The sequence below is a fragment of the Streptomyces sp. NBC_00271 genome, assembly GCF_036178845.1.
Classification (GTDB): domain Bacteria; phylum Actinomycetota; class Actinomycetes; order Streptomycetales; family Streptomycetaceae; genus Streptomyces.
This window is the reverse complement of sequence record NZ_CP108070.1, coordinates 9,858,099-9,884,901: the sequence shown is the minus strand read 5'-3', so window position 1 is coordinate 9,884,901 and position 26,803 is coordinate 9,858,099. Positions and strand designations below refer to the sequence as shown.

The 26,803-nt window shown below is 70.3% G+C and carries 21 protein-coding genes; 10 read left to right on the top strand and 11 right to left on the bottom strand.

From position 1 onward, the window contains the following. Positions 1-249 precede the first annotated feature (249 nt). Together OG798_RS44995 and OG798_RS44990 are read right to left on the bottom strand one after the other, a co-directional pair. A complete protein-coding gene (locus OG798_RS44995; protein ID WP_121414164.1) occupies positions 250-2,709 on the bottom strand; it encodes an ATP-binding protein in 2,460 nt (819 codons plus the stop codon). Positions 2,710-2,872: 163 nt separating this feature from the next. Then, positions 2,873-3,676 carry an intradiol ring-cleavage dioxygenase gene (locus tag OG798_RS44990; RefSeq protein ID WP_121414165.1) on the bottom strand — a complete coding sequence of 268 codons (804 nt, stop codon included), beginning with the start codon at positions 3,674-3,676 and terminating at the stop codon, positions 2,873-2,875. A gap of 444 nt (positions 3,677-4,120) precedes the next feature. On the opposite strand from OG798_RS44990, the gene OG798_RS44985 reads away from it, so the two are divergent. Then, entirely contained in the window at positions 4,121-5,914 is a 1,794-nt protein-coding gene (locus OG798_RS44985; protein ID WP_328758927.1) for a molybdopterin-dependent oxidoreductase, read from the top strand. A 229-nt stretch (positions 5,915-6,143) separates the two neighbouring features. Continuing rightward, entirely contained in the window at positions 6,144-6,476 is a 333-nt protein-coding gene (locus OG798_RS44980) for a cupin domain-containing protein (protein ID WP_121414166.1), read from the top strand. A gap of 372 nt (positions 6,477-6,848) precedes the next feature. Here OG798_RS44980 and OG798_RS44975 read toward each other — a convergent pair whose 3' ends face one another. Further along, positions 6,849-7,562, bottom strand: coding sequence for a transposase (locus OG798_RS44975; protein ID WP_267063650.1), 714 nt, complete (start codon positions 7,560-7,562; stop codon positions 6,849-6,851). Positions 7,563-7,929: 367 nt separating this feature from the next. Here OG798_RS44975 and OG798_RS44970 point away from each other — a divergent pair, with 367 nt between their 5' ends. Then, positions 7,930-8,781, top strand: a complete 852-nt coding sequence (locus OG798_RS44970) for a glutamate racemase (RefSeq protein WP_121418186.1) — start codon at positions 7,930-7,932, stop codon at positions 8,779-8,781. Between the two features lie 275 nt (positions 8,782-9,056). Here OG798_RS44970 and OG798_RS44965 read toward each other — a convergent pair whose 3' ends face one another. Beyond that, the gene (locus tag OG798_RS44965; RefSeq protein ID WP_267063649.1) at positions 9,057-9,692 is read right to left on the bottom strand and encodes a TetR/AcrR family transcriptional regulator; all 636 of its coding nucleotides are present in this window, start codon (positions 9,690-9,692) and stop codon (positions 9,057-9,059) included. 103 nt (positions 9,693-9,795) lie between these two features. Between OG798_RS44965 and OG798_RS44960 the strand changes: the two genes are divergently transcribed. Continuing rightward, positions 9,796-12,189, top strand: a complete 2,394-nt coding sequence (locus tag OG798_RS44960) for an MMPL family transporter (protein WP_328758924.1) — start codon at positions 9,796-9,798, stop codon at positions 12,187-12,189. A 66-nt stretch (positions 12,190-12,255) separates the two neighbouring features. Here the strand turns inward: OG798_RS44960 and OG798_RS44955 are convergent, their stop codons facing one another. Next, a complete protein-coding gene (locus tag OG798_RS44955) occupies positions 12,256-14,175 on the bottom strand; it encodes an ABC transporter ATP-binding protein (protein WP_328760160.1) in 1,920 nt (639 codons plus the stop codon). Between the two features lie 220 nt (positions 14,176-14,395). Between OG798_RS44955 and OG798_RS44950 the strand changes: the two genes are divergently transcribed. The 6 genes from OG798_RS44950 to OG798_RS44925 all read left to right on the top strand — a co-directional run bounded on the left by OG798_RS44950 (position 14,396) and on the right by OG798_RS44925 (position 22,556). After that, positions 14,396-15,379, top strand: coding sequence for a lysylphosphatidylglycerol synthase transmembrane domain-containing protein (locus OG798_RS44950; RefSeq protein WP_240361392.1), 984 nt, complete (start codon positions 14,396-14,398; stop codon positions 15,377-15,379). 97 nt (positions 15,380-15,476) lie between these two features. After that, on the top strand, positions 15,477-16,241 hold the full coding sequence (locus tag OG798_RS44945; RefSeq protein WP_120986368.1) for a crotonase/enoyl-CoA hydratase family protein: 765 nt from the start codon (positions 15,477-15,479) through the stop codon (positions 16,239-16,241). Between the two features lie 307 nt (positions 16,242-16,548). Next, the gene (locus tag OG798_RS44940; RefSeq protein ID WP_097223872.1) at positions 16,549-17,634 is read left to right on the top strand and encodes a mechanosensitive ion channel family protein; all 1,086 of its coding nucleotides are present in this window, start codon (positions 16,549-16,551) and stop codon (positions 17,632-17,634) included. Positions 17,635-17,984: 350 nt separating this feature from the next. Further along, positions 17,985-20,204: an NADP-dependent isocitrate dehydrogenase gene (locus tag OG798_RS44935; RefSeq protein ID WP_121414171.1), complete on the top strand. Its 2,220-nt coding sequence runs from the start codon at positions 17,985-17,987 to the stop codon at positions 20,202-20,204. 187 nt (positions 20,205-20,391) lie between these two features. Beyond that, positions 20,392-21,453 carry a right-handed parallel beta-helix repeat-containing protein gene (locus OG798_RS44930; protein WP_121414172.1) on the top strand — a complete coding sequence of 354 codons (1,062 nt, stop codon included), beginning with the start codon at positions 20,392-20,394 and terminating at the stop codon, positions 21,451-21,453. A 47-nt stretch (positions 21,454-21,500) separates the two neighbouring features. After that, on the top strand, positions 21,501-22,556 hold the full coding sequence (locus OG798_RS44925; protein ID WP_095851257.1) for a methyltransferase: 1,056 nt from the start codon (positions 21,501-21,503) through the stop codon (positions 22,554-22,556). 94 nt (positions 22,557-22,650) lie between these two features. Here the strand turns inward: OG798_RS44925 and OG798_RS44920 are convergent, their stop codons facing one another. Genes OG798_RS44920 through OG798_RS44895 form a run of 6 tightly spaced genes read right to left on the bottom strand, consistent with a single transcriptional unit; the run spans position 22,651 to position 26,776 of the window. Next, a complete protein-coding gene (locus tag OG798_RS44920; protein WP_054232638.1) occupies positions 22,651-22,983 on the bottom strand; it encodes a TcmI family type II polyketide cyclase in 333 nt (110 codons plus the stop codon). A gap of 26 nt (positions 22,984-23,009) precedes the next feature. After that, positions 23,010-23,486 carry an SRPBCC family protein gene (locus OG798_RS44915; RefSeq protein WP_121414173.1) on the bottom strand — a complete coding sequence of 159 codons (477 nt, stop codon included), beginning with the start codon at positions 23,484-23,486 and terminating at the stop codon, positions 23,010-23,012. A gap of 2 nt (positions 23,487-23,488) precedes the next feature. Next, positions 23,489-23,749: a phosphopantetheine-binding protein gene (locus OG798_RS44910; protein WP_095851259.1), complete on the bottom strand. Its 261-nt coding sequence runs from the start codon at positions 23,747-23,749 to the stop codon at positions 23,489-23,491. A 26-nt stretch (positions 23,750-23,775) separates the two neighbouring features. Beyond that, positions 23,776-25,032 (bottom strand): ketosynthase chain-length factor, encoded by a 1,257-nt coding sequence (locus OG798_RS44905; protein ID WP_095851260.1) that lies wholly within the window; start codon positions 25,030-25,032, stop codon positions 23,776-23,778. Beyond that, on the bottom strand, positions 25,029-26,297 hold the full coding sequence (locus OG798_RS44900) for a beta-ketoacyl-[acyl-carrier-protein] synthase family protein (protein ID WP_095851261.1): 1,269 nt from the start codon (positions 26,295-26,297) through the stop codon (positions 25,029-25,031). Before OG798_RS44900 ends, OG798_RS44905 begins: the two co-directional genes overlap by 4 nt. Then, positions 26,294-26,776, bottom strand: coding sequence for a cupin domain-containing protein (locus tag OG798_RS44895; RefSeq protein WP_054232643.1), 483 nt, complete (start codon positions 26,774-26,776; stop codon positions 26,294-26,296). The genes OG798_RS44900 and OG798_RS44895 overlap by 4 nt, the downstream gene beginning before the upstream one ends. Positions 26,777-26,803: the final 27 nt, after the last annotated feature.

The window sequence follows — 26,803 nt, the reverse complement described above, 5'->3', positions numbered from 1 at the left end:
AGCATTCAGAACTCCCTGAATTGAGCTCCCTGCCTGCTTTTCGCAGGTCAAGGGCCTTCTTCCGGCCTACTGTGGCTCGCTCTCCAGCTGACGCCCACCAGTCATAGACGGATTCACTCTGACCGCTTGCCGGCTGACGCTGCACCAGTGACGGGCCTTCCACCTGACTCGCGCACGACATCCGGACCAGGGTATGGACATGTGCGGCAGAGCCGCATCGAGAGGCCGAGCTTCCCCTGTTCCAGGTGCTCACCGCCGGGCTGTGCACCCACCCTCGGTCCGTGCGGCTGCCCACAGTGCGATCTGCGTGCGAGAGCGCAGGCCCAGCTTGTCGCGGACCTTGTCCAGGTGCGTGGCGACCGTGTGGATCGAAAGGCCGAGCCGGTCCGCGATCTGCCGGTTGGTCAGCCCTTCGGCGACCAGTTCGGCCACCGTGGACTCCCTTACGGTGAGCCGGAGCCGCTCGTCGGTGGCGCGGACATCGCGCCTCGTTCGGTCCTCGCCGCTCCCTGCGCCGAGCGCGTACGCGACCAGCCGCTCTCCGCGCAGCCCACGGGCACCGGCGACGGCTGCGTCCTGCGCCGCTGCCGACAGCCGTGTCCGGGCACGCGCCGCCGCCTGTTCCATCCTGTGCCACCAGGGAGCCTCGGGCTCCGTGTCCAGGCGGCGCCGCGCCCGCACGCTCGCCTCGTACAGCCGCAGCGCACGCTGCATGTCGCCGCTCTCCGCGGCCACGAGGGCCAGGCCCTCCACGGGGTACAGGGCATGGAAACTGGCCCCTGGAGCGATCCGCAGCACCTCGGCGAACAAGGTCTCCGCGCTGCGCAGACGCCCCAAGGCCAGCCGTACGGCCCCCGCGGTGTGCAGCGCGGCCGCGGTCCGAGGCCATGGCGCTTGCTGCCTCAGCACGGGTAGACACCGTGACATCAGTTCGTCGGCCTCCAGCTCCCCGCCGGCCTGAAGCAGCGCCCAGGCCAGGTGATGGGTGCACCAAGCAGTGTCCTGTGGCCTGCTGGGGGAAGCGACGACCTCCAGGCACTCCCTCAGATCCGCGACGGCCTCGGCGAACTCACCCCGGCACAGTCGCGCCGCCGCCCGGGCGTCCAGGGCATTGGCCAGTCCGGCGGCGTCACGACGCATCCGCTCGCTCTGCACCGCCTGCTCCCCCAGGCGCAGCGCCTCGTCCAGATCGGCCTGCTGGCAGGCCACACGTGCGGCGAGCGCCGGCACCTGCCCACCCAGCGCCCGGCCCCCCGCTCCCCGCAGTAGTCCGGTGAGCAGCGCACGGGCGGCCGACGGCTGCTCCTGCTGGTAGTGCACACGCGCCAGTTCCAGTGTCAGCCGCACCAGGACGGCATCGCCGTGGCCGGCGCTGCAGGCCAGTACCGAGACGAGATTGTCCCGTTCCGCCGCGAGCGGGCTGCCGGCCTGGTCGGCGAACACCTCCCCGCGGCCCCGCCCGGCCAACTCGGTCAGCCACGCGAGCGCCCGGCGCAGGGTGGCGTGCAGCTCGCCGGATGCACGCAGACGGTCCAGGGCGCAGACACGGATGGCGCTCAACTGCCTGAAACGTGTGGGCGCCGTCTCTCCCGGCAGACGTACGACGAGCGACTTCGCTTCCAGGGCGCACAGGATGCGGAAGACCTGCCGCCGGCCTATGCCGTCACCGGCGCAGACTGCTTGCGCAGCGGTCGCGTCGAACCCGCCGACCAGGACCGAAAGGCGCCGGAAGACCGCCTGCTCGGCCGGATCCAGCAGCCGATGGCTCCAGTCGACCGCTGCGGCGAACCCGCTGTGGCGTGCGGGTCCGGTTCTGCTTCCCCCGGTCAGAAGGTCCAGCTGGGAGAACTGGTCGTCCAGCCCTGCCAGGATGTCGCTCAGCGCGAGCGCACCGACGTGGCGGGCGGCGAGTTCGACGGCGAGCGCCAGGCCGTCCAGGCGCCGGCAGATCTCGGCCACCAGGTGGCCGTTGCCGCGATGGAGCGTGAACCCCGGGGAGTTGCTCGCGGCGCGGTCGACGAAGAGCCGTACGGCATCGGACTGCATGAGGGCCGTCGCATCGTCTCCGGCGTCGGCCGGCGGCAGGTACAGCTCGCCGACCCGGAACACGGTCTCTCCGGGCACCCTCAGGGCCTCCCGGCTGGTGGCCAGGATCCGCAGACGGGGGCAGCGGCCCAGCAGGGTCGCCGCCAGCCGGGCGCACGGCTCGGCCAGATGCTCGCAGTTGTCCAGAATCAGCACCCGGGAGGCGTCACCGATCGCCCGGACCAGCACGTCGACGCCGGTCCGGCCCGCTCGTTCGCCCACCCCCAGCGCGGCGGCCAGGGACTGCGTCACCAGCGTGCTGTCTTGGAGTGAGGCGAGTTCCACGAGGTCGACTCGTGCGAAGCGCTTCGGTAATCCCTTGGCGAACTCCAGCGCCAGCCGGGTCTTGCCCACACCGCCCGCACCGGTCAGCGTGAGGAGGCGCGAGCTCCTCAGGAGGGTACGCAGGCCCGACAACTCGTGCCGGCGACCGACGAAGGAGTCGAGCGCCGGCGGCAGGACGCTCCCACCGGCCGTCGAGACCGCAGGCGTGACACCCGAAGCCGCCCGTCGCCGAAACGCCAGCTGCCGGCAGGCGCTGGAGCAGTATCGAGCCGGCCGACCCCCGTGCGGGCTCACGATCAACGTCGCACCGCACACATCACACGTTCGACTCCGGCTCATCCCCGTTTCCTGGCCGTACCGCCCCGGAACGAAACCATCGCCTTCAGCCATGTGTCTCTACGAAGACTGCGCGGGTCGGCTTCGGCAGGAGCAGTGCGGCCGCAGTCGCGCGTGCGATGTCCGACCCCGTGGCAGGGCCGGCCACCGCAGGCATCCAGGTGCGTCAGGGGGTGGTGGCGGGGTCGATGCCGAGTACGACGGTTCCGGTCACTCCCTTGCCGAGGTCGCTGCCTGCCTGGGAGAGGGTCAGCAGGGTCGAGGATCCCCCGTTCCGGTAGATGCCGTCCCGCGCGTTGAGGGTGCGGGTGACCGTGTTGTTCCGGTACGGGGACAGGGCGGCGATCCTGGTGTTGTACGCCTCCGGGAAGTAGAGCTGGCCCGTATGGGACACGTGGCCGCCGTGGTATGTCCCGTTGGACACGCTGCCTCCCACATGCGTCTTGACGTGGATGTGGAGGGCCCGGCCGACGTACCAGCCGGGGTAGACGGTGGTGAACTCCGCAACACCGGCGGAGTCGGTCAGCTGCACGCCGCGCAGGAAGGTGGTGTCCGGGGTGGAACCACCAGCGACATAGCCGGAGTAGACACCGAGGGCGTCGCAGTGCCAGATGTCGACCGCCGCCTGGGGCAGCGGGGCGCAGGTCGCTGCGTCGACCACCGTCACGCGGAGAGTCAGCGCAACACCCGCCTTCCCCTCCGTGATGTCCTTGCGGACCGTCTCCAGGTCCAGGTAGTAGGGTCCCTCGGTCTGCTCGGGCGTGAGGACACAGGCGGCAGCCGGCCGGGCCGCGGCCTGGTGCTCGGTGGCGGCGGTCGCCTGCGTGGCGGCGAGACCCAGCGCGACCACCCCGAGGGTGGCGCCGCCCAGGGTGGCTATGACGGACCTGCGGGTGGCACCTGCGGGAACGTCCGACGGCTCGAGGCCGCGCTGCGGTTCTGCGGTGTTGTGGTGGGGGATGTCAGTCATGGCGTGAGCATGGCGCCTGTGACGGCCCATGGGATCGCACGGACGACCCACGAGGCAACCGCGTTACGAAACCCTCCATCGGTGCCGCGTGCGCTCCGTACATGGCCGCCGCGCCCATGACCGACCGGGAAGCAGGACGAGGGCCTGACGTCGTCCTGGGCCATGCGCGGGCGGCGACGCTCCAACAGGCCCAGCAGGTCCGGTCGTTCACTCCCCACCGCGACGAGGGTACGGGGTCAGAGCTCGATGAGAGGCGACTGGACGTGCAACCGCGCGAGCCACCACGTCGTCGCGACCAGGTTGTGCTGCGTTGCCCTGATCGTCGCACGTGCGGGTCTCTGCCTCAGGTGGTCAGATGGATCCGCCCACCCTTGCGGTGGGCTCGGTCACTGCAGCCTTGCGGCCGGTGCAAAGGCGTGGGGTCCGGCACGGGAGGTCGATGGCATGTCCGATGACGAGCACGTGACGGGTGACGGTGCGCTGCCGCACGCGTCGGGTGCCTCCTCCCAGCCCCCCGGAGGTTTCCGCTCGAACCTGACGCGAGGTGACGACGTCGTCGACGTGACGACCTGGGCGGGCTCTGTTCCGGCTTCCAGCGGGGTCGCTCCGCGGGTGCGCTTGGGCAGCAGGTGGTTCAACCTGCTGTGGCTGCTGCCGATCGGCTTCGTGGGTTTGCTGGGGTGCGTCGCCGCGGCGAAGGGACTGCGGGGCATGCCGTCGGTGCAGCGGTTCATCGCCGAGTATCCCGGCATCGATCCGCGCGCGGATCGCGACGGCGCCTACCTGGGCGTTCCGTCATGGGCACGGTGGTCGCACTTCTTCAACGTGTTCTTCATGCTGTTCACCCTGCGGTCGGGCCTGCAGATCCTGGCCGATCATCCGCGCCTGTACTGGACCCGGCACAGCACCCCGGGGCGGGAATGGTTCCGGATGCAAGAGCCCGTCTCCGCCGACCCGCTGTGGACCGCGAAGCAGGACTCGATCGGCGTGCCCCGCGGGGTCGGCCTCCCCGGGATCCGGCACTCGATCGGTCTGGCCCGATGGTGGCACCTGGGGGTGAACACGCTGTGGCTGCTCAATGGTCTCGTCTTCTACGTGATGCTGTTCGCCACCCCGCAGTGGAAACGCCTGGTCCCCACCAGCTGGAGCGTCTTGCCCAACGCCGCTTCTGTGGCCATCCAGTACTTGTCGCTGGACTGGCCGCGGGAGAACGGCTGGGTGGCGTACAACGGGCTCCAACTGCTCGCCTACTTCGTCACGGTCTTCGTCGCGGCTCCCCTTGCGTTGATCACCGGGCTGGGTATGTCACCGGCGCTGTCGACCCGCTTCAAGCGGCTCAGCCGGGTGCTGAGCATCCAGACCGCCCGGTCTGTGCACTTCCTGGTCTTCACCTGGTTCGTGCTGTTCATCGTGATCCACGTGAGCCTGGTCTTCACCACCGGTCTGCTCACCAACCTCAACCACATCGACAGCGGGCGCAACGACAGCAGCTGGCTCGGCTTGTGGATCTTCCTCGGCTGGATGGCGGTGGTCGTCGCCGCCTGGGTCGCGGCCACACCGCTGACCCTGCGTCACCCCCGGGTCGTGCAGCGCGTCGGATACACCCTCATAGGCCCCGTCCAGCGCCTGTTCGAACACCTCGATGTCTCCCCCGGCGAGTACACCGAGAAGGACATCTCCCCCTACTTCTGGCACAACGGCCGCTACCCCGACTCCGCCGAGTACAAGGCCCTGCAGTCCGGCGGTTTCGCCGACTACCGGCTGCGCATCGGCGGCCTGGTCGCCCACCCGGTCGAGCTGTCCCTCGACGACCTGAGGAAACTGTCCGCGCACGAGCAGATCACCCAGCACTTCTGCATCCAGGGCTGGTCCGGTGTCGCCAAATGGGGCGGCGTGTCCATGGCCACGATCCTCGACCTGGTCAACCCCGACCCGCAGGCCAAATGGGTGGTGTTCTACTCCCTGGGAGAAGGCTCCGACGGCGGTACCTACTACGACGCCCACCCCATCGAACACATGCGCAGCAAGCTCGCCATGCTCGCCTACGACATGAACGACCAACCGCTGCCATTCGGCCACGGCGCGCCGCTACGGCTGCGCAACGAGCTCGAACTCGGCTTCAAACAGGTCAAATGGATCAAGGAGATCGAGTTCGTCGCCGACTTCTCCGACATCGGCAGCGGCTTTGGGGGATACAACCAGGACCACGAATTCTTCGGCTACCGGCAGTCCCTGTAACGTCCGGCCACTCGGTCGGCGCGTGAGACTGTCGGCGACGGCGAGCAGCTCGTCGGCGAGCCGCGGTAGTCCGCCGCGCCCCGCAGGCGCCGAGCAGGTCCGGACCGGCCTACGAGGAAGCCTCCCGACCCCGGGGAGACGCGGGACCACACCGGTGAGGCCCATTGCCACGTGGCCCGCCCGGGCCACCCCGAGTTGCCCTCGCTCATCGAATCGGGAGACTGGTGGGGTGCAGAGAACCTCCCTGGAAGTGCTGGCCCGTCAACAGCTGGAGTTGGCAGCCGCCGCGGGTGGTGGTCACACCGCGAACACCGTCTATGGCGGCCGCGAGACGGTTCTGCGTCAGACAGTCATCGGCATGACCGAAGGCGCCAGTCTCGCCGAGCACGAGAACCCGGGCGAGGCGACGGTGCAGGTCTTGCACGGGCACGTGCGACTGTCGGCAGGTGAGCTGTCGCGCGAGGGCCGCACGGGGGACCTGCTCATCGTCCCTGACTCCCGCCACAGCCTCGAGGCGCTCGAGGACTCCGCCGTCCTGCTGACGGTAGCCAAGCTGTCCTGACCTGCGTCCCGTACCACGGCCACGTCGGCGGCGTGCGTCCACCGCGCGGCGTGGATCGCCCAGATGGCTCGTCTGTCCGAGCCCTGCGAGCAGCGTCGCCTGAAACCATGTGCGGGTGACGACGGCCCATCCCTTGACGAAGGATCGCCCTGCGCTCCATCGCTTCCCGCACCCAACGGGGCAGAGGGCCCCCTCGGAAACCCCCCTGTCTTGCGGTGCTTCAGCTTCGCCGGCTCGTGCGTATGGGAGTGGATCTGCTCGTGCGCCCGGTAGACGTCGTCCGCCAACGAGCTCGTGCACGGTGGGACGTTGTTGATGTGCACCGCGCGGGCTTCCCCGTTTCGTAGGCCGCCGCCCACCATCATGACGATCTCAAGCGCGAGATTTTCGCCAGCGACTGTCAGCGCCTTCTTCACATAGGCGAGGGAGGGGATGACCACCTTCTCGCGGACGTACTCCGGTTCCTGGACGCCCTTCACAGGGTCGTCCGCCATGGCCCCTTTGCCATAGGCGTCCCGCAGGACGGACTTCAGGGTGCGGAATTTGCCTGCCCGCGGTGTCGACGCGTACGGCGACCGCCCACGAGGCACGGCGGGCGGCGGGGGAACCGGCCGAGCCAACCGCCAGTCGGCCACGGGCTCCAGGACCGTGGCGGCGTACTGCTCCCAGGTCTCCTGCGCGACCGCTTCGGTTATCTCGACCTGACGCGCCTCGTACGGTCCCGCAGCCACTGCTCGGCAGGAACAGCCGCCGGTTGACCGGCACACCCAGAGTGTCGGACACGTGCCAGAGACCGAAGCCGCGCTGACCGTGGAACGTCTGGTCCGTGCCCGGGTCCACACCCTCGTGGACGCCCACGGACCGATCGCCGACCTGCGGTATCGGCATCGGCCGCACCACCCACACGTGCGGGGCGCTGACCTGCTGAAGGTGTCCGGCCAAGGCCCGCCGCACCGGCATCCAGTCCCAGGTGGAGCTGCTGGACAAGTGGTGCAGGCTGTGCTCCATGGCCGCCCCGCCGACGTGGGCACCGATGTTGCGGATCGTCTTGCGTCTCTCGGCCAACAGCAGACCGCGCAGGTACAACTCCCCCTTGCGACGCTGGTCGCGCCGCGGGAACGAGGCGAACAGCGCGTCAGTTCCTGCGTCGCCTGCTCCCGTGCCTGGGCCGGACCACCGCCCGGACCGGACGGCGCGTACTCTGCCGGGGTCGCGTCAATCTGAACGCTCGCAGTGGTCCCTTCCGTTTGCCGCGCCGCTGGCCAGACTGACCTCGCCGAACTGCGCGGACGAGGTCGGCGGGGCACCGGATACGCACCCGGGGAGGGGCGCTCGGCCACCTCCGGGGTTGGGGGACGAAAGACACGGGGGCCGTGGGCACGGGCGGGCGACCGGGGGAGGTGACGGGACCGCACAGCCCGCCCGGTTCCGGGTGTTTGGTACCTTCGTCGCCGTGACAGTGGCGTTGATCGACTCAGGGCTGGGACTCGTGCCCACCACCGGCTGGCTGCGGCACCTCGCCCCGCGGCTCGATCTGCTGCTGCTCATGGACCCCGACGGCGCGCCCTGGGGATCGCGGACGGCGTCGTACGTCACGGACCGCCTCCTCGTCGCGGCCCGGACGGCCGTCGCGCGAGGTGCGCGGGCTCTCGTCGTGCCCTGCAACACGGCGACCGTCACCGCGATCGACCTGCTGCGCCGGGAGTTCGAACCCGACCTGCCGGTGGTGGGCACCGTCCCTGCGGTGAAGCCGGCCGCGGCGGCCGCCCGAAGTGTCGCGGTGTGGGCGACCGTCCGTACGACGGCGAGTGTCTATCAAGAGCGGCTCATCGCCGACTTCGCGAACGGCACACCGGTCGTGCGAGTCGCCTGCCCGGGTCTCGCCGAGGCGATCGACCACGGCGACAAGGACGGGGCGACCGCTGCGATCGCAGCCGCCGCCGAGCGCACGCCCGCCGACTGTGACTCCGTGGTCCTGGGCTGCACCCACTACCCTCTCGTCGCCCCTCAGATCCTGGAGCGGCTGCCGGCGGGGGTCACCCTGTACGACAGCGCAGAGGCGGTCGCCCGGCAGACTCTGCGGCGCCTGAACGGGGCCGTGGAGGCAGTGGAGGCGGAGCTGGCCGAGGGGGCCGGGCAGGCCGTAGGTGCCGTCGATGTGCAGCTCAGTGGCCGGCCCGGAGTGCTCCCGGCGGCGGCCCTCGCCTACCCGGTGGGCCGGGCGCTGGCCTCGGGGACGTGGGTGCCGCGTGCGGCACTCATGTCCGCGGCGACCCGGCTGCCGGTGACCACTCCGGCGAACTGAGCCGGCCTGGCAGGGGAATCGGCCGCGCGTGCGGACAGCAGCGACCCGGCCATGGCCGTCGTGACGAGAGCCGTGATCACCAGCACGGTGAAGACCGTTCCGTCGAGGACACCCATGCTCACGCCGGCGTTCAGCACGACGAGTGCCCTCGTACCCGGACACGTTCCCTCGCGCTCCTCCCGCTGAACAGCCCACGACCCAGAAGCACTGCCCACGCGGAGGCATCAACCCTGACTCTTCGCTCATGAACGGGGCCGAGCCGTCGGCGTCGCCCCCTACGAGGTGCCCCCCTCCGCATCCGTCAGCGTCGCGAAGGCCGCGTGGGCGAAGTCGAGGACGCCGATCTCGTCGCGCGTCGCCTCCGGCAGGCGGGCGTAGGTGAGTCGCAGGGCGCGCAGCACGCCCACTCCCGCGCGGGCCAGGACGGACGCCCGCAGCACGCTTTCCGGCGCGGCCGGGTCGGCACCGTCCACCGTCATGCGGTCCAGGAACGCCGATGCGACGGCTTCCTCCAGGTCGAACAGGAGGAAGCGTTCGCCGCGCCCTGACGGAGCGGTCGACAGGGGCTGCGGTCCGGCGAGGAGGATCCCGGCGGCCCAGTCGTCGCGACCGGCGAGTTCCAGGACGGCGTTGCGCAGGGCCGCGAGGGGAGTCTCACCCTGCGGGCGGGCCCGGATCGCCTCCTCCAGCAGCGGGATGAAGTCCCGGACGTGCTGCAGGATCAGGCTCTCCTTGGAGGGGAAGTAGCGGAAGAAGGTCCGCTCCCCCACGCCCGCGGCGGCGGCGATGTCCCGCACGGTCGTCGCCTCGTAGCCGTTTTCCTGGAACAGCCCCGCCGCCGCGTGAATCAGCGCCTCGTGCGTGCGCCGCTTGTTCTGTTCCCTGCGTCCCGGTTCTGTCGCGCTCTCCACACCTCTGAGTATCCCAGCCCCGCGAGAACTTGGCAGTCCTGCCACTTTGTTATTGTGGCAGGACTGCCAGTTTCTTGGGACCGCTTTCTCACCATGGAGCGCCATGCCCGCCTTCCTTCACCGCCTCGGGCGCCTCGCCTTCCGCCACCGACGACGCATGCTGGCCCTGTGGTTGGCGCTGGTCGCGGCCGCCGTGCTCTGCATGACGGCCTTCGGCGGCACCGGCAAGCTCGACAACACCTTCGCGATCCCCGGCTCCGAGTCCCAGCGGGCCCTGGACCGGATGAAGACCGACTTCCCCACCTTCTCCGGCACGAGCGCGCAGATCGTGTTCACCGCGACGGACGGCCAGAAGGTGACCGGCCCGGCCGACAGCGCCCGTATCCGGGCCGCCCTGGACGCGGCCGGATCCGCGCCCCAAGTCGCCAAGGTGGTCAGCCCGTTCGACGCTCACACCATCTCCGCGGACGGCACCACCGCCGTCGCGCAGGTGCGCTACGAGGTCCCGCAGAGCGCGTTGGAGCCGAACGCGCTGGATGAACTCAAGTCCGCCGTGGCCGGGGCGAACCAGCAGGGCATGCGGGTCGACGTCGGCGGCTCCGCGTTCGGCAACGCCCCGTCGGAGTCCCACCGAAGCGACATCATCGGCGTCGGCGTCGCCCTGGTCATCCTCACTCTGACCTTCGGCTCCCTGCTGACCGCCGGAATCCCCGTCGTCACGGCGCTCTTCGGTGTCGCCACGGCCATCTTCGGTGCGCTGTCGCTCACCGGGACCGTCTCGATCTCCTCGACCGCGCAGAGCCTGGCCCTGATGATCGGGCTCGCGGTCGGCATCGACTACGCCCTGTTCATCGTCAGCCGTCACCGGTTCCACCTCGCCCACGGCATGGAGCCGGAGGAGTCGGCCGCGCTGGCGGTGGGCACGGCGGGCAGCGCCGTGGTGTTCGCCGGACTGACCGTGGTCATCGCGATGACCGGCCTCACCGTGGTCGGAATCCCCTATCTGACGGCCATGGGACTGGCCGCCGCCGGCGCGGTGCTGATCGCCGTACTGGTCGCGACCACGCTGCTGCCCGCGGTCCTCGGCTTCGCCGGCACCCGTCTGACGCCCGGGCCGGGCTCCCGCGCGATGCGCCGCGAGCAGGCCGTCGGCGGTGCGGGCGAGGACGCCGACGGCGAGAACGTCGTGAGCACTACTGGGGATAACGTCCTGAGCGGTACCGGTGACAACGTCGCCCGCGGTACCGAGGAGATCGTCGCGAGCGATGCCGAGGAAATCGTCGCGAGCCGTACCGGCGAGCGCGTCATGAGCCCCACCGGCGAGCACGTCGCGGGCACGGCCGCCAACGCCGCCGAGCGCTGGTTCAGGCTGGTCACCCGCCGCCCCCTGCTGACCCTGGTCGCGGTGGTGGCCTTCCTCGGTGCGCTGGCCTGGCCCGCTCACGACATGCGCCTCGCCCTGCCCGACAACGGCACCGCGCCCGGCTCCTCCTCTCAGCGCATCGCCTTCGACAGGATCGGCGAGAAGCTCGGGCCCGGGTTCAACGGCCCGCTCCTCGTGCTGGCGGACACCAGCCACAGCTCCGACCCCACCACGGCCGCCCAGCGGGTCGCCGCCACCATCGGCGCGCTGCCCGACGTGGCCACCGTCGGCAAACCCGTGGCCAACCCGGCCACCCACACCGCGCTCATCCAGGTGATACCGGACAGCGCGCCCAGCGATCCGGCGACCAAGACACTGGTCAACACCATCCGCGACGACCGGGCCGCGATCCTGCGGGACACCGGCGCCACCGTCCAGGTCACGGGCAGCACCGCCGTGAGCGTCGACGTCGCCGCGAAGCTCGATTCGGCGCTGATCCCCTTCGCCGCCGTCGTGATCGGGCTCTCGCTGCTCCTGCTGCTCCTGGTCTTCCGCTCACTGGTGGTGCCCCTCAAGGCCGCGGCGGGCTTCCTTCTCTCGATCGCGGCGACCCTCGGCGCGGTGGTCGGCGTCTTCCAGCTGGGCCACCTCGGCAGCCTGATCGGTGTGGACACCACCGGACCGGTCAGCAGCTTCCTGCCGATCATCCTGCTGGCCGTGCTGTTCGGCCTCGCGATGGACTACGAGGTCTTCCTCGTCTCGAGGATGCGGGAGTCCTACCTCCGCACCGGGAGTCCGCTGGGCGCGGTGCACAGCGGCGCGCGGCACAGCGGGCGGGTCGTGACGGCCGCGGCCCTCATCATGACCTCGGTCTTCGCCGCCTTCCTCACCTCCGACAGCACGATGCTGAAACAGATCGCCTTCGCACTCGCCGCCGGTGTCCTGCTCGACGCGTTCGTCATCCGGATGACCTTCGTCCCGGCCGTCCTGGCACTGACCCGGCACGCGGCCTGGTGGCTGCCGAAGTGGCTGGAGCGGCGCCTTCCCGACCTCGACATCGAGGGCGACCACCGGCTCGGCCCCGTCCACGCCGTACCGGAATCCGTCCCCCTCACCCCGTCGACGGCCGACTGACGACACCTCACTGCCGCCGCGCCCCCGGATCCGGTGATCCGGGGGGCGGGGCGTCGGCCGACGGTCCTACGGGATCGCCTCCGCCGCGACGGCGACCTCCGCCACGCCGTCCCGGTCCTTGCCGACTTCCCGGTCCTTCTTGAACTGAGTCCGGTACAGCTCCGCGTACCGACCCTCCGCCGTGAGCAACTCCTCGTGCGTGCCCCGCTCCACGATCCGTCCGGCCTCCACGACGAGGATCACGTCGGCGGTTCGCACGGTGGACAGCCGGTGCGCGATCACCACGGCCGTGCGCCCTTCCAGCGCCTCGGTGAGCGCCTCCTGGACAGCCGCCTCCGAGGTGTTGTCCAGATGGGCGGTGGCCTCGTCGAGGATGACGACACGCTGGCGGGCGAGCAGCAGCCGGGCGATGGTCATGCGCTGGCGCTCGCCGCCGGATAGACGGTAGCCGCGCTCGCCGACCACGGTGTCGAGGCCGTCGGGCAGGGAGCGTACGAGGTCTTCGAGGCGGGACCTGCGCAGTACGTCCCACAGGTCGTCCTCCGTCGCGGAGGGGCGGGCCAGGAGCAGGTTGGCGCGTACCGAGTCGTGGAAGAGGTGACCGTCCTGGGTGACCATGCCGAGGGTCCCGCGCATCGACTCGGCGCTCAGGTCGCGGACGTCGACGCCGCCGATACGGACGGTGCCCTCGTCGGTGTCGTACAGGCGCGGCAGCAGTTGGGCGATGGTCGACTTGCCGGCGCCGGAGGAGCCGACGAGGGCGACGGTCTGGCCGGGCTCGGCGCGGAAGGACACGCCGTGCAGGACCTCGGCGCCGCCCCGGGTGTCGAGGGCGGCGACCTCCTCGAGGGAGGCGAGGGAGACCTTGTCGGCGGAGGGGTAGGCGAAGCGGACGTCCTGGAACTCCACGGCCGCCGGGCCCTCCGGGACCGTACGGGCGTCGGGTTTCTCCTCGATGAGCGGCTCGAGGTCGAGCACCTCGAAGACGCGCTCGAAGCTCACCAGGGCGCTCATGACCTCGACGCGCGCCCCGGCGAGCGAGGTGAGCGGCGCGTACAGGCGGGTCAGCAGCAGCGCCAGTGAGACGACGGCGCCCGGCTCCAGGCTGCCGCGCAGGGCGAACCAGCCGCCGAGCCCGTACACGAGCGCGAGGGCCAGGGCGGAGACCAGCGTGAGGGCCGTGATGAACGCCGATTGCGCCATCGCCGTACGCACCCCGATGTCCCGCACCCGCCGGGCCCGCGCCGCGAACTCCGCGGACTCGTCCCCGGGCCGCCCGAAGAGCTTGATGAGCGTGGCGCCGGGCGCGGAGAACCGCTCGGTCATCCGGGTGCCCATCGACGCGTTCAGGTTCGCCGCCTCCCGTTGCAGGCGTGCCATACGGCTGCCCGTCCGCCGCGCGGGCACCACGAACACCGGCAGCAGCACCAGCGCGAGCAGGGTGATCTGCCAGGACAGGGTGAGCATGACGGCGAGGGTGAGCAGCAGCGTGACGAGATTGCTGACGACTCCGGACAGCGTGTTGCTGAAGGCGCGTTGGGCGCCGATCACGTCGTTGTTGAGTCGACTGACCAGCGCGCCCGTACGGGTACGTGTGAAGAACGCGACCGGCATGCGCTGCACATGATCGAACACAGCCGTCCGCAGATCGAGGATGAGCCCCTCGCCGAGCGTCGCCGACAGCCAGCGGCCGAGGAGCCCGAGCGCCGCCTCGGCGAGCGCGATGAGTGCGATGAATACGGCAAGGCGGATGACGGTTGCTTCGTCGCCGCCGGACACGATGGCGTCCACGACGCGCCCCGCGAGCACCGGCGTCGCGACGGCCAGCAGCGCGGTCAGCACGCTGAGGACCACGAACTGGCCGATGCGGCGGCGATGCGGACGGGCGAAGGCGGCGATGCGACGCAGGGTCGCGCGGGCGAAGGGACGGCGCTCCTGCTGCGCGTTCATGACGCTGTACAGCTGGGTCCAGGCTGTGCTCTCCATGCTCATGGGAGTGACCGTAGGACCTCAAGCATCGTTGAGGTCAATGATTCCCGGATGAAGTCCACGAAGAACCGGTGAAGAACACGGTGAAGAACACAGTAAGGAATTCATGACGGCACCCACGACGGCGACGACCCCTCCCGCACCTTGCCCGGCACGTCGTCCGCCGGACGCGCGCCCGCAACCCCCCGTTGGCGCGGCGTGGAGAACCTCTCCCGATGTGACAGCGGTTCGACTTCCCCAGAAGCTTCCCCAGGGATTCTCCCAAGGATCCCGACGCTTCCCGCTCAGGTCGGTCCTGTGCGTGATCCCGCTCGCCCTCGTCCTGGTGGTCGCGGTGCGGCATCGGTCCGTCCTCATGGAGGGCTTCGGCCATCTGCGCTCGGCCGAGTGGCCGTGGCTGCTGGCGGCCGCCGTCGCGACCTGCCTGACCTGGGTCGCCGCGGCCTCCGCCCGGCAGGGCGCGGTCATGCAGCGGCTGCCCGCGCGTCGGCTGCTCGCCACCCAGTTCGCCGCGGGCGCGGCCAACCACCTGCTGCCGACCGGTCTCGGCGCCGGCGCGGTCAATCTGCGCTTCATGACCGTGTGCGGCGTGCCGCTCGCGCGCTCCTCCGCCGCGCTCGCGCTCTACATGCTCGCGGAGTCGATCGCCCGGCTGACCCTCCTGGTGGGCCTGCTCATCGCGTTCCCGGGAGCCCTGCACATCGGGTCCCTCCTCCCCTCCGGCGCGATCGGCCCCTTGCTGCTCGCCGCGGGAGTGGTCCTCCTGGCCGCGGTGGCCACGCTTCTTCTCGTACGACGGCTGCGCGGGGCCGTGTTGTCGTTCCTGCGCACCGCGCTCGGCGAGGCCCGCTCCGTGCACACCCGTCCGGCACGCGCGCTCGCCCTGTGGGGCGGATCGCTCGCCTTCCCTCTGCTGCAGGCAGCCGGGCTGACCGCGGTCGGTCAGGCGATGAACCTGGCGGTGCCGCCCCTGCACATGGCTCTCGCGTATCTGGCGGCGACGGCGGCCGTCGCGATGGTGCCCACGCCGGGCGGCATCGGTTCGGTGGAGGCGGCGCTGATCGTCGCGCTCGTGGCGGCGGGCGGCCCGGTGGCCGTGGCGACGGCGGTCGTGCTGGCGTACCGGATCATCACGGTGTGGGTGCCGCTGCTGCCCGGGGCGCTGACGCTGGGGGCGCTGGTCCGTCTGAAGGTGATCTGAGCGGCACGGCTCCGCGTCGCCACCGGAAGCTCCGGAGTAACCTCCCTTTACGCCGCTCAGGAGAAGGCGTACATGGCCGGGAGAAGGGGACAGCACGATGTCGGTCCGGATCGAACGCCAGGGGTACGTCACCACGGTCGTCCTCTCCCGCCCCGCCGCCCGCAACGCCGTGGACGGACCGACCGCCGTCGAACTCGCCGACGCCTTCCGGGAGTTCGAGGCGGACGAGACGGCTAGGGTGGCGGTTCTCTGGGGCGAGGGCGGCACGTTCTGCGCCGGCGCGGACCTCAAGGCGATCGGCACCGAGTACGGCAACAGGGTCGCGGAGGACGGTGACGGGCCGATGGGTCCCACCCGGCTGCGGCTGTCCAAGCCGGTCATCGCGGCGGTCGCGGGGCATGCCGTGGCGGGCGGCCTGGAACTGGCGCTCTGGTGCGATCTGCGGGTCGCCGAGCAGGACGCCGTCTTCGGCGTCTTCTGCCGCCGTTGGGGCGTCCCGCTCATCGACGGCGGCACCGTACGGCTCCCACGCCTCATCGGCGCGAGCCGTGCGATGGACATGATCCTCACCGGCCGCGCGGTCCCGGCCGCCGAGGCGTACGAGATGGGCCTCGCCAACCGGCTCGTCCCGACCGGCCGCGCCCGGGCCGAGGCCGAGGAACTCGCCGCGGCCATCGCCGACTTCCCCCAGTCCTGCCTGCGCAGCGACCGCGCGTCGGTCCTCGACCAGGAGGGCCTGGTCGAGGAGGCGGCCATGCGCGTCGAACTCCGTTACGGCATGGACGTGTTGGCCGAGGGCATGGAGGGCGCCGCCCGCTTCGCGTCGGGAGCCGGGCGGCACGGCTCGTTCACGGCGAGGTAGTGGGCCGGGGCCCGTGCCGTGCCACGGCTCCTCGGCTCGATCGGATCGCCCTCGACCGGATCGGTCCCGGCCGAAACCCTGGTGACGGACCGACAGGTGTGGTCCGCAGGGACGGTCGGCAGGTGTGCCGCAAGCATGTGGGCCCGGTAACGGACGTACCCGCAAGTACGGCAGGATGAGAGGTCGCCCCGGACGACGAACACGCGTCCGGGCGTGATCGTGCATTCCCGGATTCGAGCAGGTGGCAAGTGACGACACAGCACATCCGGCCCGCGGGCCTTCCCCTCCGTCACACGGGAGGCGGCCGGTGAAACACTCCCTCACACTGGACGACCTGATGATGGCCGGGATTCCCGTGGTGGCGGGTCTGCTGGCCGCGTTCCTGTTGCGCATACTGCTGCGCTGGCTCGGCAAGCACGCCTCGCGCACCCGGTGGAGCGGTGACGACTTCATCGTCGACGCGCTGCGTACACTCGTCCCCTGGGGAGCGATCGCCGCGGGTGTCTCGGCGGCGGGCGCGGTGCTTCCGCTGACGGCTCCGGTCGGACGCAACGTCAACAGGGTCCTGACCGTCGTCCTCATCTTCGTCGCGACCCTGACCGCGGCCCGGGTCATCACCGGTCTCGTGCGGTCGCTGGCCCAGTCCCGCTCGGGTGTCGCGGGTTCGGCCACCATCTTCGTCAACATCACCCGAGTCGTGGTGCTGGCGATGGGCTTCCTCGTCATGCTGCAGACGCTGGGCATCTCCATAGCCCCGCTGCTCACGGCCCTGGGTGTGGGCGGTCTCGCGGTGGCGCTCGCCCTTCAGGACACCCTCGCCAACCTCTTCGCGGGCGTCCACATCCTCGCCTCGAAGACCGTCCAGCCCGGCGACTACATACGGCTCAGCAGCGGCGAGGAGGGCTACGTCGTCGACATCAACTGGCGCAACACGACGGTCCGTCAGCTCTCCAACAACCTGGTCATCATCCCCAACGCCCAGCTCGCGGGCACCAACATGACCAACTTCAACCGCCCCGAGCAGCAGATGACCCTCATCGTCCAGGTCGGTGTCGGCTACGACAGCGACCTGGACCATGTCGAGCGCGTGACCACCGAGGTCGTCACCGAGACGATGACCGAGATCACCGGCGCCGTCCCGGACCACGAGCCCGCCGTACGCTTCCACACCTTCGGCGACTCCCGCATCAGCTTCAGCGTCATCCTCGGCGTCGGGGAGTTCAGCGACCAGTACCGGATCAAGCACGAGTTCATCAAGCGCCTGCACAAGCGCTACCGGGAGGAGGGCATCCGGATTCCGGCGCCCACGCGGACGGTGGCGCTGCAGCCGGGCGGGGCGGAGCTGCTGGAGGCGGGCATACCGCACCAGCGCGAGGCCACGTCGGGGAGGTAGCCCCCGGACGAGGGCGACCCCCGGCCGACTCCCCGGTCCCTGTGCCGTCGGCGCGGCGCGACCAGGCCCGGGGGCACCGGGGCGACCGTCCGGTCGGGATGGTTCGGCCTCGGTGCTCGCGGCGGAGCCCCGGTGACACTCGGCGGAGCACTCGACACGGACGGTCACCCGGGCGTGCTCCGGCAGCGGGCGCGCCGGGGTGACCCGCGACTTTTCGACCATGCGCGGGTCGCGGTGGCGTCGCGCCACTTCTTGTTCACGGCGATGGCGGGCGGACCCCTGTCGAGTCGGGGTCGCTCACGAGATATCTTGATGTCGAGCAATGTTGCAGACGTGGAGCGGAGCACCCGGTGACTGACTCGACCATCATTTACACGCACACTGACGAGGCCCCGGCCCTGGCGACGTATTCGTTCCTGCCGGTGGTCCAGGCGTACGCCTCGCAGGCGGGTGTCACTGTGGAGACCCGTGACATCTCGCTGGCCGGGCGCATCCTCGCGCTCTTCCCCGAGTTCCTCGAGGAGGGTCAGCGCGTTCCCGACGCCCTCGCCGAGCTCGGTGACCTGGCCAAGACGCCCGAGGCCAACATCATCAAGCTGCCGAACGTCTCGGCCTCGATCCCGCAGCTGAAGGCGGCGATCGCCGAGCTCCAGGAGCAGGGCTACGCGCTCCCGGCCTACCCGGACGACCCGAAGTCGGACGAGGAGCGCGACATCCGCGCCCGTTACGACAAGGTCAAGGGCTCCGCCGTGAACCCGGTCCTGCGCGAGGGCAACTCCGACCGCCGCGCCCCCGCGTCGGTCAAGAACTACGCCAAGACCCACCCGCACCGCATGGGCGCCTGGACCTCCGAGTCCAAGACCAACGTCGCCACCATGGGTGCCGACGACTTCCGCTCCACCGAGAAGTCCACGGTGATCTCCGAGGCGGGTTCGCTCCGCATCGAGCTGGCGGGCGACGACGGCTCCACCACCGTGCTGCGCGAGTCCGTACCCGTCCTCGCGGGCGAGGTCGTCGACGCGTCCGTCATGCACGTCGCGCCGCTGCGCGAGTTCCTCACGGCGCAGATCGCCCGCGCCAAGGCCGAGGACGTGCTGTTCTCCGTGCACCTCAAGGCCACGATGATGAAGGTCTCCGACCCGATCGTCTTCGGCCACGTCGTGCGCGCCTTCTTCCCCAAGACGTTCGCGAAGTACGGCGAGACGTTCGCCGCCGCCGGTCTGACCCCGAACGACGGTCTGGGCGGCATCTTCAAGGGCCTGGAGGCGCTGCCCGAGGGCGCCGAGATCAAGGCGTCCTTCGACGCCGAGCTCGCCGAGGGCCCGGCCCTCGCGATGGTCGACTCGGACAAGGGCATCACCAACCTGCACGTCCCCTCCGACGTGATCGTCGACGCCTCCATGCCGGCGATGATCCGCACCTCCGGCCACATGTGGGGCCCGGACGGCCAGGAGGCCGACACCCTCGCAGTCCTCCCGGACAGCAGCTACTCCGGCGTCTACCAGGTCGTCATCGACGACTGCCGCGCCCACGGCGCCTTCGACCCGTCCACCATGGGCTCGGTGCCGAACGTCGGTCTGATGGCCCAGAAGGCCGAGGAGTACGGCAGCCACGACAAGACCTTCGAGATCCCCACCACCGGCACGGTCCGCCTCGTCGACCAGGCCGGCAACGTGGTCCTGGAGCAGGCCGTCGGTGCGGGCGACATCTTCCGCGCCTGCCAGACCAAGGACGACCCGATCAGGGACTGGGTGAAGCTGGCCGTCACCCGCGCCCGCGCCACCGGCGACCCGGCGGTGTTCTGGCTGGACGAGACCCGCGCCCACGACACGCAGCTGATCGAGAAGGTCAACGCGTACCTGCCGGAGCACGACACCGAGGGCCTGGAGATCAAGATCCTGTCCCCGGTCGAGGCGACGAAGTTCTCCCTGGAGCGCATCCGCAAGGGCCTGAACACCATCTCGGTCACCGGCAACGTCCTGCGTGACTACCTGACCGACCTGTTCCCGATCCTGGAGCTGGGCACCAGCGCCAAGATGCTCTCCGTCGTTCCGCTGATGGCGGGTGGCGGCCTCTTCGAGACGGGTGCCGGCGGCTCCGCCCCGAAGCACGTCCAGCAGCTGGTCAAGGAGAACTACCTGCGCTGGGACAGCCTGGGCGAGTTCTTCGCCCTCGCGGCCAGCTTCGAGCACCTCGCGCAGAGCACGGGCAACGCGCGCGCCCAGGTGCTCGCCGACACCCTCGACCGCGCGACGGCGACCTTCCTCAACGAGGACAAGTCGCCGACCCGTCGCGTCGGCGGCATCGACAACCGCGGCAGCCACTTCTACCTGGGCCTGTACTGGGCGCAGGAGTTGGCCAAGCAGACCGACGACGCGGACCTCGCCAAGGCGTTCGCCCCGCTCGCCGAGACGCTGACCGCGCAGGAGCGGACGATCGTCGACGAGCTGCTCGCGGTCCAGGGCAAGCCCGCCGACATCGGCGGCTACTACCAGCCCGACCCGGCCAAGGCCGCGACCGTCATGCGCCCCTCGGCCACCTGGAACGCGACGCTCGCGACCCTCGCCTGACACACCGTCGGCGCCCACGCGTCACCACCGCACCGCCCCGGCCGGGTTCTCCGGCCGGGGCGGTCGCGTGTCAGCCGACGCCGCTGCCTCCGACGGCTCACCCTTACGCGCGCAGGCAGGTGACATCGGCGGTCCACCTGGGTGATCAGCGGTGGCGAGCCGGAACACCCGCTCTTAGCTTCGGCCTATGACGAAACGACAGATGGCCTACCTCGCCTGCACCGCAGCCGTCACGGCGTCGCTGCTGGGCGCCGCCCCGTCGGCCGAGCACCAGACGGTGCACTGGGTCAAACCCGGCGGGTCGATCCAGAAGGCCGTGAATTCCGCACACTCGGGGGACACCGTCGTCCTCTCCCCCGGCACGTACCACGAGAGCGTCCGCATCACGGTGTCGAACCTGACGCTGCGCGGCTACGGTGCGCGCTCCACCGTCATCGTGCCGGGCAAGGCCTCCGGCAGCTGCGCCAAGGCCGGCAACGGAATCTGCGTCACCGGCACGGACAAGAAGCGCGTCAAGGGCGTGACCGTCAGCTCACTGACCCTCAGAGGCTTCGCCAAGCAGGGCCTGTGGGCGTCGGGCACCGACCGGCTGACGGTCCAGGGAGTGGTCGCCGAGAAGAACGGCCAGTGGGGCATCGCCCAGGAGCGCTCCGTGCGCGGGGCGTTCCGCTACAACCTCGCCCGGAACAACGGCGACGCCGGACTGTTCCTGTCCAACACGGTCAGCACGGAGGAGGGCGCCCGGGACGCCCAGGGGACGGTCGTCAGTCACAACCTTCTGTCCGGCAACCGGATCGGCGTCACGGTCCGACGGCTGCGGAACCTGACCGTCGATCACAACGAGGCGACCGGCAACTGCGCCGCGGTGTTCGTCGTGGGCGACGAGAACAAGCCGCACGTCGGGGCGCTGAGCGTGGTCCGCAACTACATCCACGCCAACAACAAGTTCTGTCCCAAGACTCCCCGGCTGCCCTTCCTGCAGGGCTCCGGAATCGTCCTCACCGGCGCCGAGAAGACGCTGGTGGCGGAGAACAGGGTCGAGGACAACGTGGGCACCTCCCCGCTGTCCGGCGGCATCGTTCTGTACAAGAGCTTCGTGGGTGCCGTCAACGAGCACAACGAGATCCGCAACAACGTGGCGCAGCGCAACGGCAAGGCCGACCTCGCCAACCGCGACCGCGCCAAGGGCAAGCGCAACACCTTCCACGCCAACACCTGCACGCACTCCGAGCCCGCCGGACTGTGCTGACCCCTCCCCCTCCCCCACCAGCACGACCCCAGAAGCGAGGCACCACCATGACCACTGTTGATCCGGCTCCACCGACCACGGTCGATCCGGCTCCCCCGCCGCCGTCCATGCGGCTGCGGGAGCTCGCCTTCGGAGCGGCGTGCGCCGCCGCCGTACGGGCGACCGCCCGCCTCGGCGTGGCGGACGCCCTGGGCGACACGCCCATGCGCGTGGAGGACCTGGCGGCGACGGTGAAGGCCCAGCCGAAGACCCTGCGGCGGCTGCTGCGCGCGCTGTCCTGCCAGGGGGTCTTCACCGAACTCCCGGACGGCACCTTCGCGCACACGGAGATGTCCCGGCTGCTGCGCGAGGACGACCCGCACAGCCTCCGCTACATCGTCCTGTGGTGCACCGAGCCGTGGACGTGGAACGTCTGGCCGAAGCTCGACGAGGCGGTGCGCTCGGGCCGGAACGTCTTCGAGGACGTGTACGAGCGGGAGTTCTTCGACTACCTCAACGAAGAGGCCCCGGAGTCGGCGTACGTGTTCAACCGGGCCATGACGACGTCCAGCGAGCAGTCGGCGCGGGACGTGGCGAACCTTCTCGATCTGCGAGGCGTGTCCTCGGTCGCGGACATCGGCGGCGGTCAGGGCCAGGTCCTGGTCAGCCTGCTGGAGAAGCACCCCGGGATGCACGGCACGCTGCTCGACCTGCCGGGAGTGGTGGAGAACGCCGATCCCCGGCTGCGCGGCGGCGGTTCGCTGGCCGAGCGGGTGCGCGTCGTGGCCGGGGACTGCCGTGAGGACATCCCGGTCCAGGCGGACCTGTACATCATCAAGAACATCCTGGAGTGGGACGACGACAGCACCCGCAGGGCGCTGGCCAACATCCGCAAGGCGGCGCGGCCCGGTGCCCGCGTCGTCGTCATCGAGAACCTCGTGGACGACACCCCGTCGATGCGGTTCACCACGGCCATGGACCTGCTGCTGCTCCTCAATGTCGGTGGTGCGAAGCACACCCGGCAGAGCATGGTCGACCGGCTGACGGACGCGGGGCTCGTCATCGACGAGTTCCGCCCGGTCAACGCGTATCTGCACGCCTTCGAGTGCACGATCCCCAGCTGATCCGGCCTTTCCGGCGCACCGGGAAAAACCCGAGGCCGCCGGCTCCGCGTCCATCGCGGGGTCGGCGGCCTCGGGTTGTGTCCGGGCGTTCGCCTCAGGAGACGGCGTCCCGCTCCCAGCGGTAGAAGCACTGGGCCATGGCGTCCTTGGGGCTGCGCCACGTCTGCGGGTCGTACGCGCTGACGTACGCCGACAGCTGCTCGCTGACGCTCCGGAACTCGGGGTGCCCGACCACCTTCGCGATGGCGGGCGCCGGGTCCTTGTCGGCTTCGATGAGGTGCATGTACACATCACCGAACTGGAAGAGGCTGCGCCGCTTGACGCCGATCAGGTGCGGGAGTTCACCGCGGTCGGAGGCGGCGAACACATCGGCGATCGCCGGGGCCGAGTCGGGCGCCATGCGCGCGACGATGAGGGCGTGGTGCATCGGATGTCCTTCCTGAGCTCCGGCTGTCAGCCGGGCATCGGCGCGTTCTGACGGTCGCGGGCGGCCTTCTCGATCCGGTCCCGGATGAGCTCCATCTGGACGCGGGAGTTGCGGTTGATGTTGTCCGTCATCCAGGCGTCGTCGACCGGGGCCTCGGGCTTCATCGCGAAGTCCTGCACCCAGTGCATGTGGGTGCCCTCGGGAGTCTCCTCGTACTCCCACCGGATGTTCATGTGGTCGAAGGGGCCCGTCTCGACGCGGCGGGCGCGGACCGTCCGCCTGACGCGGTCCACGGTCCGCTCCGAGACCCAGCTCCAGACCTTGCCGTTCTCGTCCGGGTGCATGGTCAGGCGGAACTTCGTCGTGTCGCCGTCGCGGGAGAGCACCTCCAGGGACGCGTACTCGCTGAAGAGCTGCGGCCAGTTCTCGATGTCGTTGGTGATGTCCCAGACGAGGTCGAGAGGGGCGTCGATGGTGATGCTGTTCTCGGTGTGTCCTGCCACTTTCAGGCTCCAGCCTTGAGGGTGTTGTTGACGAGGTTGAGGAACTCACGGGGGGTCTTGCAGCGCTCGGCGTCGGGGGGCAGCGGCTGGCTGTACCGGTTCTCCAGCTCACCGACGATGCCGAGCAGACCAAGGGAGTCGAGGCCGAGGGTGCCGAACGGGGAGTCGGACGACTTCTCGAGGTCCTGGGGGTCGACGGAGACACCGGCCGCCTTCTTCATCAGCGAGGCCAGTTCGATGAGGGTCACTTCGGTGGTGATCATGAGTCTGTTCTCCTTCCCGCCCGGTCCTATCGGGCGGAGTCGCCGCCGCGGCGCACTACCAGCGCCGCGTTGGAGCCCATCAGTCCCCTGCTGAGGACCAGGGCCGTGTGCAGCTCGGTGGGACGAGCGCTCGACATCACCAGGTCGAGGTCGTGGCAGATGTCGAACACGTTGGGGGTGGGGGGCACCTGACCGTTCTCCATGGCCAGCACCGCGGCCGCGGTGTCCAGCACGGGTGCCCCGCAGTAGGCCCGCCCGATGCCCGTCTTGGGCGCCGTGACGGGGACCCGGGTGCCGTGCTTACCGAGGGCGTCGGCAATGGCCAGGGCTTCGGCGCGGTCCGCCTCCGGAACGCCCAGGGCGTCGGCGAACACGACGTCGATCTCCTCCGGAGCGCAGCCGGCCTCGTCGAGGGCGCCACGGATCGCGTGGGCGAGACCCTCTCTGGACCGCTCCCAACGGGAGGCTCCGGTGAACGTGGCTCCATGGCCGGCCACGATGGCCCGGACGGCCGCCCCGCGCTCACGTGCGCGGGTCTCGTCCTCCACGACGAACATGGCTCCCCCCTCCGCGGGAGCGAAGCCGCACGCTCCCGCGGTGAAGGGCCGATAGGCCTGATCGGGATCCTCGGCGGTGCTGATCTCGGGGTATCCGAGCTGGCACACCATCGAGTACGGGGCGAGGGGGGCCTCCGCGGATCCGACGACCACCGCGCCGGTGCCGCGCCGTACACCCCGGGCGGCGAGCGCGATGGAGTCCAGGCCACCCGCCTCGTCGCTCGCGACCACTCCACACGGTCCCTTGAAGCCGCCCCGGATGGAGATCTGGCCGGTGCTGGCGGCGTAGAACCAGGCGATGGACTGGTACGGGCCCACGTACCGGGATCCCTGGCCCCACAGCTTCTGGAGCTCGCGCTGTCCGAACTCGCCGCCACCTGATCCGGCGGCGGTGATCACGCCGATGTCGTACGGGTCCGCGGGGTCACCGTGGCCGAGGCCGGCGTCGTCGAGGGCGAGCACGGTCGCTGCCATCGCGAAGTGGCTGAAGCGGTCCGTCTGGACGAGGAACCGCTCCTCGATGAGGGCCGCGGCGTCGAAGGCCCGGACCTCGCCCGCGATACGGAGCGGCAGGTGCTCGCATCCCTCGCGGGTGATCCGGTCCAGGACGACGAGGCCTTCTCTGACGGACTTCCAGTACGCGTCGGCGCGCAGTCCGTTGGGCGCGATCACACCGATGCCGGTGATGGCCGCGCGCCGGGGGCGCTGAGTGCGCTGAGTGGTCATCGGTTCCTCCCACCCGGCCCGGTCAGGAGCACCGCGGACTGGAATCCGCCGAATCCGCTGCCCACGGAGAGCACGTTGTTCAGCTTCCGCGGGCGTGCGGTGCGCGGCACGTAGTCCAGGTCGCACTCGGGGTCGGGAGTTTCGTAGTTCGCCGTGGGCGGCACCACTTGGTGCTTCAGGGCGAGGACGCAGGCGACGACCTCTATCGCGCCGATCGCGCCCAGCGAGTGCCCCACCATGGACTTGATGGAGCTCATGGGCGTGTTGTAGGCGTGCTCGCCCAGGGACCGCTTGACCGCGGCGGTCTCGTGCCGGTCGTTCTGTCGGGTGCCCGAGCCGTGCGCGTTGACATAGTCGATCAGGGTGGGGTCGAGGCGGGCCTGGTCGAGCGTGGTGTCGATCGCCCGGGCCATCTCCAGCCCCTCGCTGGTCAGACCGGTCATGTGGTAGGCGTTGCCGTAGGTGGCGTAGCCGCTTATCTCGCAGTAGATGTGCGCGCCGCGGGCTCGGGCGTGCTCGTACTCCTCCAGGACCAGTACCGCGCCGCCCTCGCCCATGACGAAGCCGTTGCGGTGGATGTCGAAGGGCCGGGAGGCGTGCTCGGGGTCGTCGTTGTCGGGTGAGGTGGCCTTGATGGCGTCGAAGCAGGCCATGGTGATCGGGGATATCGGAGAGTCCGACGCCCCGGCTATGCAGACGTCCGCCCGGCCCTCCTCGATGGTGTGGAAGGCGTAGCCGACCGCGTCGAGTCCGGAGGTGCAGCCGGTGGATACGGTCTGCACCGGTCCCTGGGCACCGAACTCCTCGGCGACGACCGAGGCCAGCGTGCTGGGCGAGAACGCCAGGTGCAGCTGCGGGTCGGCCGCGCGGTGGTCCACGTCCCACCGCCGGCCCCGTTCGCTGACCTGGACGTAGTCGTGTTCCAGGCGGGTGGTGCCGCCGACGGCGCTGCCCAGGGAGACCGCGACCCGCCAGGGGTCCTCCTTGCCGGTGTCGAGTCCGGAGTCGCGGACGGCTTCCCCGGCCGCGACCACGGCGAACTGGATGTACCGGTCGGCGTGGCGGCTCAGCTCCGGGTCGAGGCCGTGCGCGAGCGGGTCGAAGTCGCATTCGGCGGCTATGCGGGAACGCAGGCCCGCCGGGTCGAACAGCGAGATGCCGCGGGTCGCGGTGCGGCCGTTGGACAGCAGGTCCCAGAACGCCGTCGCCCCGGTGCCACCCGGAGCGACCACACCGATACCGGTGACGGCCACCCGCCGGGTCACTTTATGGCCCCACTTCGCTCGGACGGCTGTCCGTGGTCCGGCGCGGACAGGTCCGCCCCGGCGGTGGCGAACTCGGGGCCGGGCGCGGTGTCGTCGGTCACCTCCGTGTCGACGTGGCCGAGGCTCGGACGCGGAGCGAGCGGGCCCAGGTGGAAGACCATGCGGGCTTCCGTGTCGCCGACGTTGCGGAAGCGGTGCCGCATGTTGATCGGGATCAGCAGACCCTGATCGGGCCGCAGGGCGAAGGAGTCGCCGTCCAGGTCCACTTCGAGGGCGCCGTTGACGACGTACACGAACTCCTCGGAGTACGGGTGGTAGTGCTCACCGATGCGCTCGCCGGGCTGGATGAGGGCCAGGCCCATGAAGCCGCTGGTGGACCCCGCCGTGGCGGGCGTGAGCATGGCCCGGATGTCGCCTCCGCGCCTGCGGTTGGGTTCCGTCTCGCTCAGGTCCACGATGCGTGGATGCTTCTTGAACATGCTTGATACCTCCGGGTGGGGCAGTGA